Source organism: Brevundimonas sp. (genome assembly GCF_050729455.1).
Taxonomy (GTDB): Bacteria; Pseudomonadota; Alphaproteobacteria; order Caulobacterales; family Caulobacteraceae; genus Brevundimonas.
In genome coordinates, this window is the sequence record NZ_JBOHLI010000102.1 from 1 (window position 1) to 4,494 (window position 4,494).

Here is a 4,494-nt window from a genome sequence, read left to right on the forward strand (position 1 = left end):
GACCGGCCCCGGCCTTGCCCGCCAGGGCGCAGCCGGCCACGGCGGCGGCGGTCAGGCGCTCGGCCCGGCCCATCAGGCCGCCGGGCGGACGCAGCAGCTGGCGGGCCTGGCGCGCCAGAATGTCGGTCAGGCGCAGACGCTCGGCCTCGGTCGCGACCCCCGCCAGACGCCGTCCGGCGCAGGCCAGGTGATAGGCGCGCCGCGCCAGGATGTCGGGGTCCCAGGAGAAGGGCGACCAGCGGTTGAAGACGTCGTCCCAGGCCAGGGTCAGGGCCAGGGCCTCGCGCACGCCGCGATCGCCGTGGGCCATCATCTCGGGCATCCAGACGAAGCTGTGCAGCTCGACGGCGAAGGCCCGGCTGGGCGTCGGCCGGTTCCACAGGTCGGCGGGACCCTCGGCGTCGAGGCTGAGGCCGGCCAGGGTGAAGCGGCCCGACAGCAGGGGGCGCGGGGCCTCGTCCCGCAGGGGGCGGAAGTCGCGCGGGCTGACGGCGAAACCCTCGGCGCGGGCGCCTTTCAGCGTCCATGTGTAGCCGGGCAGGCCGTAGAGTTCGATCCACAGCTGGCGCGCGGCCAGCTGTCCGGCCACGGCGGCCCAGAGGGCGGGATCGGCCTTGGCCCCGCCCGTGCGCACCGGGGTGCGGACCGGTGCGCCGCGCAGGCCGGGGATATGGCCTTCGTTCAGGCCGCCTTCCACATCACGCGGGGCGAAGGGGCCGAGGGGGCTCACGCGGCGGCGGCCTTCAGGGCCTGGATGTTGGCGGCATAGGCGTCCGGGCCGCCCTTGAAGACGAAGGAGCCGGCGACCAGGGCGTCGGCCCCGGCGGACAGGCAGGCCCCGGCGTTGTCGGCGACGACGCCGCCGTCCACCTGCAGATGGGCCTTGGACCCGGCGCGGTCGAGGATGGCGCGGGCGCGCTCGATCTTCTTCAGCGCCGAGGGGATGAATTTCTGACCGCCGAAGCCGGGGTTGACCGACATGATCAGCACCAGATCGACCAGATCGACGGCTTCCTCCAGGATCGACAGCGGCGTGGCCGGGTTGAAGACCAGGCCGGCCTTGGCGCCCAGCTGGCGGATGCGGCCGAGCGTCCGGTGGACGTGGGGGCCGCTCTCGGGGTGGATGCTCAGCAGGTCGGCGCCGGCCTCGCGATAGGCTTCCAGCCAGGGATCGACCGGGGCGACCATCAGATGGACGTCGAACGGCAGGCTTGTGTGGGGGCGCAGGGCCTTCACCACGTCCGGGCCGATGGTCAGGTTGGGCACGAAATGGCCGTCCATGACGTCGACGTGGATCCAGTCGGCGCCCGCGGCCTCCAGGGCGCGAATCTCTTCGCCCAGCTTGGCGAAGTCGCTGGCGAGGATGGAGGGGCAGATCAGCGGGGCGGTCGTGGTGGACTGGGTCATGGTTCTGCGACTTACGGCCATGGCGCGCGGGGGGCAAGCCGGGCGGCTGACGCAGGCCGTGTTCATTCGCGCTTCGTGAGCGGTCGGCGGTGGTCGTTGGCGAAGGGGCCGTGGTCGGGGGCGCAAGGCCGCTGGCGAGGCCCGGCGGGGCGTCGGAGAAAGAGGGCGACTTCCACGCCGTTCCCGAAAGGACCCTGCCATGATCCGCTCCCTCGCCGTCGCCGCCCTGCTGGCCTTCGCCGCGCCCGCCCATGCCCAGCCGGCCGACAACCGCCTGACCCTGACCTTCGAGACCGGGGCCGAAACCGGCGCGGTCATGGTCGCCCTTTACGACAGCGAGGCCGCCTATGAGGACGGCGCGCCGACGCGCGTGGCGCGGGTCGACGTGGCGGCGGGTCAACGCGAGGCCGTGTTCGATCTGCCCGCCGGCGCCTATGGGATGAAGGCCTTCCACGACGTGGACGGCGACGGGAAGATGAACGTCAACCCGTTCGGGATGCCGACCGAGCCCTACGCCTTCTCCAACAACGCCGTCGGCAACATGGGGCCGGCCAAGTGGGACCGCGCCCGCTTCGAGGTCTCGGGCGCGACGGCCCAGACCATCCGCATCCGCTAAGTCCAGACGCCCGGAGCCCTCGCCATGACCCCGACCCGCCGCACCCTGTTCATGGGCGCCGCCGCGCTTTCCGGCGCCTTGGCCGCCGCCCGCGTCCTGACCCCCGACAGGGCCTACGCCGCCCAGGCGATGGCGGCGACGGCCGACTGGTCGCTGGCCACCGCCGACGTCGAAGGCGACGTGGCCCCGCGCGCCCTGCGGCTGGTGCATGGCCGGGCGCCCGCCGGGCTGTCGGGCAGCCTCTACCGCAACGGCCCGGCCAGGTTCCGTCGGCCGGGCGGCTCGGCCCAGCACTGGTTCGACGGCGACGGCCTGATCCGCCGTTGGCGCGTTCAGGACGGTCAGGCGACGCTCGCCGCCCGTTTCGCCGACACGCCCAAGCGGCGCCAGGAGGCCGAGGTCGGGGCCATGCTGATGCCGGGCTTCGGCACGACGGCGGACCCGCGCGCCCGCATCGGCTCGGCCGACGACGCCAGCGCGGCCAACACCTCGGTGCATTTGGTCGGCGACAGGCTGTGGGCCCTGTGGGAGGCGGGGTCGCCGCTGGCCATGGACCCCGAGACCCTGGCGACCGAGGACTTCGTGACCCTGCGTCCCGACCTGAAGGGGATGCCCTTCCTGGCCCATCCGCGCATCGAGCCGGACGGCCGGATCTGGAACCTGGGGATGAACGGCAAGCAGGCCGTGGTCTGGCGGCTGGCGGCGGACGGGGCGCTGGAGGCGGCGGAGGTGATTCCCCTGCCGCGCGCCAGCTACGTCCACGACTTCACCGCCACGGCGCGTCATCTGGTCATCGTGCTGCAGCCCTGGGTGCGGGCCCGCAACGTCATGCCCCTGTCGGCGGGGTTCGACTGGACGCCGGAGGTCGGGACCCAGGTGCTGGTGATCGACAAGGCGGACCTGAGCCGACGCCGGGTTTACGACCTGCCGCCCTTCGGTTTCTTTCACGTCGGCGACGCCTGGGAGGAGGCGGACGGGACGATCCGCTTCGACCTCTGCGCCCACAAGGACATGGATTTCGCCGCGCGCGGCGCCCATGAGGTGCTGAACGGCGTGCCCCTGGGCGGCGAACCGGCCGAACTGGCCATGGCGGTGCTGGAGGCCGGCGGGCGCGGCCGACTGGAGCGGACGGGGGTGGTGGCCGAGTTCCCGCGCGGCGATCCGCGCCGCGCCGGTCAGGCCCGGCGGTTCAGCCTGCACACCACGGGCGAGCGCGCCGACCGGCCGCTGGCCTCGGCGGTGGCCGTCACCGACTGGTCGTCGGGCCGCACCCGGTCGTTCGACTTCGGCCCCGGCCATGTGACGGACGAGATGGTCTATGTCCCCAAGCCCGGCGGCACGCTCGAGGCCGACGCCTGGCTGGTCGGCCCGAGCATCAACCTGAAGGCGGGAGTCAGCGAACTGCACGTCCTGGACCTGATGCACGTCGAGGACGGCCCCGTCGCCACCTGGCGCGCCGACGTGGCCCTGCCGGCGGCGTTTCATGGCAACTGGGTGTGAGGGGTTATCTACCGCTGTTTCGAAGGTGTCAGGGGCGCGGCTGAAAGCGTTGGCTGCGGATCAACCGACGTAGGCCGCCAACCGCGAGCACGAGCCACAGGACCGGCGTTAAGAGGTAGCCGAGCATATAGAACGTCGGCCAGAGAACCGGTTCTTCCTCCCATGATCCACCATCAAGCAGGCGAATGGCGTCAGGTGATTGCCACCAAGGCGGGGGCTGACCGGGATGGGCACGCGCCCAAGTACCTTCTTCGCCCCCACCCAGGCCATTGTCAAACGACGGGTATGGCTTCAACATCAAGTGGTTATCGCCAAGCGCTCCTTCCAGGAAAACGCGGGCGGTCATGAGGTAGAGGATCGTCAGCGCGACGGCGAACACGGCGATCAGAAAGAGCCAGCGTCTCTGCATGCGTCCGCCCCTATTTAGTCCATGGGCGCAAGGCGCAAACCCTGCTCCCAGACGGCGAAGTCATCGGCGCCGTAGAGGTAGGGGCGGTCGCCGCCATGTCCGTTCCCGTGAGCTTTCACCACCACCCCGCTTCTCTCAGCGCCCGGGCGTAGCGGCGACTGACGGGGGCGACCGAGCCTCCGTCCAGCGTCAGGGCGGCGCGGCCGTCGCCGCGGGCGACGGAGGCGACGGCGTCGCGGGCCACCCACCAGCTGCGGTGGGTCTGGGCGCCTTCCAGACCTTCCAGTTCGGTCAGGGCGTCGGACAGGCGCATCAGGATCAGGTCCGAGCCCGCGTCGGTGTGCAGACGCAGGTAATGGTCCTCGGCCTGGACCGCGATCAGCCGCGCGCCGCGCAGCCTGGGCGGCAGGCGGTCGAGGAAGCGGGCGGGCGCGGCGCCGGGGGCGGCGGCGTGGGTCTCGACTGGGCGCTCGCGGCCGAGGAAGACGTTCAGCGCGCTGAGCACGGCGGTGATCAGCGCGACCGGCGGCAGGAAGTTGATCAGGGCGTCCAGCGGGAACAG

The 4,494-nt window shown here is 72.1% G+C and carries 5 protein-coding genes and 1 pseudogene; 2 read left to right on the forward strand and 4 right to left on the reverse strand.

Going from position 1 to position 4,494, the window contains the following annotated elements; all coding sequences use genetic code 11:
- A pseudogene (locus ACREEF_RS15540) lies at positions 1-730 on the reverse strand (heparinase); the annotation flags it as partial.
- Entirely contained in the window at positions 727-1,407 is a 681-nt protein-coding gene (gene rpe, locus ACREEF_RS15545; RefSeq protein ID WP_431566473.1) for a ribulose-phosphate 3-epimerase, read from the reverse strand. The pseudogene ACREEF_RS15540 and the gene rpe, both read right to left, overlap by 4 nt.
- A 199-nt stretch (positions 1,408-1,606) precedes the next feature.
- On the opposite strand from rpe, the gene ACREEF_RS15550 reads away from it, so the two are divergent.
- On the forward strand, positions 1,607-2,023 hold the full coding sequence (locus tag ACREEF_RS15550; RefSeq protein ID WP_431566474.1) for a DUF2141 domain-containing protein: 417 nt from the start codon (positions 1,607-1,609) through the stop codon (positions 2,021-2,023).
- Between the two features lie 24 nt (positions 2,024-2,047).
- On the forward strand, positions 2,048-3,523 hold the full coding sequence (locus tag ACREEF_RS15555) for a carotenoid oxygenase family protein (RefSeq protein WP_431566475.1): 1,476 nt from the start codon (positions 2,048-2,050) through the stop codon (positions 3,521-3,523).
- Between the two features lie 28 nt (positions 3,524-3,551).
- On the opposite strand, the gene ACREEF_RS15560 is transcribed toward ACREEF_RS15555, so the two are convergent.
- Together ACREEF_RS15560 and ACREEF_RS15565 are read right to left on the reverse strand one after the other, a co-directional pair.
- The gene (locus ACREEF_RS15560) at positions 3,552-3,932 is read right to left on the reverse strand and encodes a hypothetical protein (RefSeq protein WP_431566476.1); all 381 of its coding nucleotides are present in this window, start codon (positions 3,930-3,932) and stop codon (positions 3,552-3,554) included.
- A 115-nt stretch (positions 3,933-4,047) separates the two neighbouring features.
- Positions 4,048-4,494 (reverse strand): LytTR family DNA-binding domain-containing protein (locus ACREEF_RS15565; protein ID WP_431566477.1); only part of this gene is annotated, 447 nt, incomplete at its 5' end.

Bases quoted from the DNA above. Each gene is read 5' to 3' on its own strand.
- rpe (WP_431566473.1), bottom strand. From the start codon at position 1,407: ATGACCCAGTCCACCACGACCGCCCCGCTGATCTGCCCCTCCATCCTC.
- ACREEF_RS15550 (WP_431566474.1), top strand. From the start codon at position 1,607: ATGATCCGCTCCCTCGCCGTCGCCGCCCTGCTGGCCTTCGCCGCGCCC.
- ACREEF_RS15555 (WP_431566475.1), top strand. From the start codon at position 2,048: ATGACCCCGACCCGCCGCACCCTGTTCATGGGCGCCGCCGCGCTTTCC.
- ACREEF_RS15560 (WP_431566476.1), bottom strand. From the start codon at position 3,932: ATGCAGAGACGCTGGCTCTTTCTGATCGCCGTGTTCGCCGTCGCGCTG.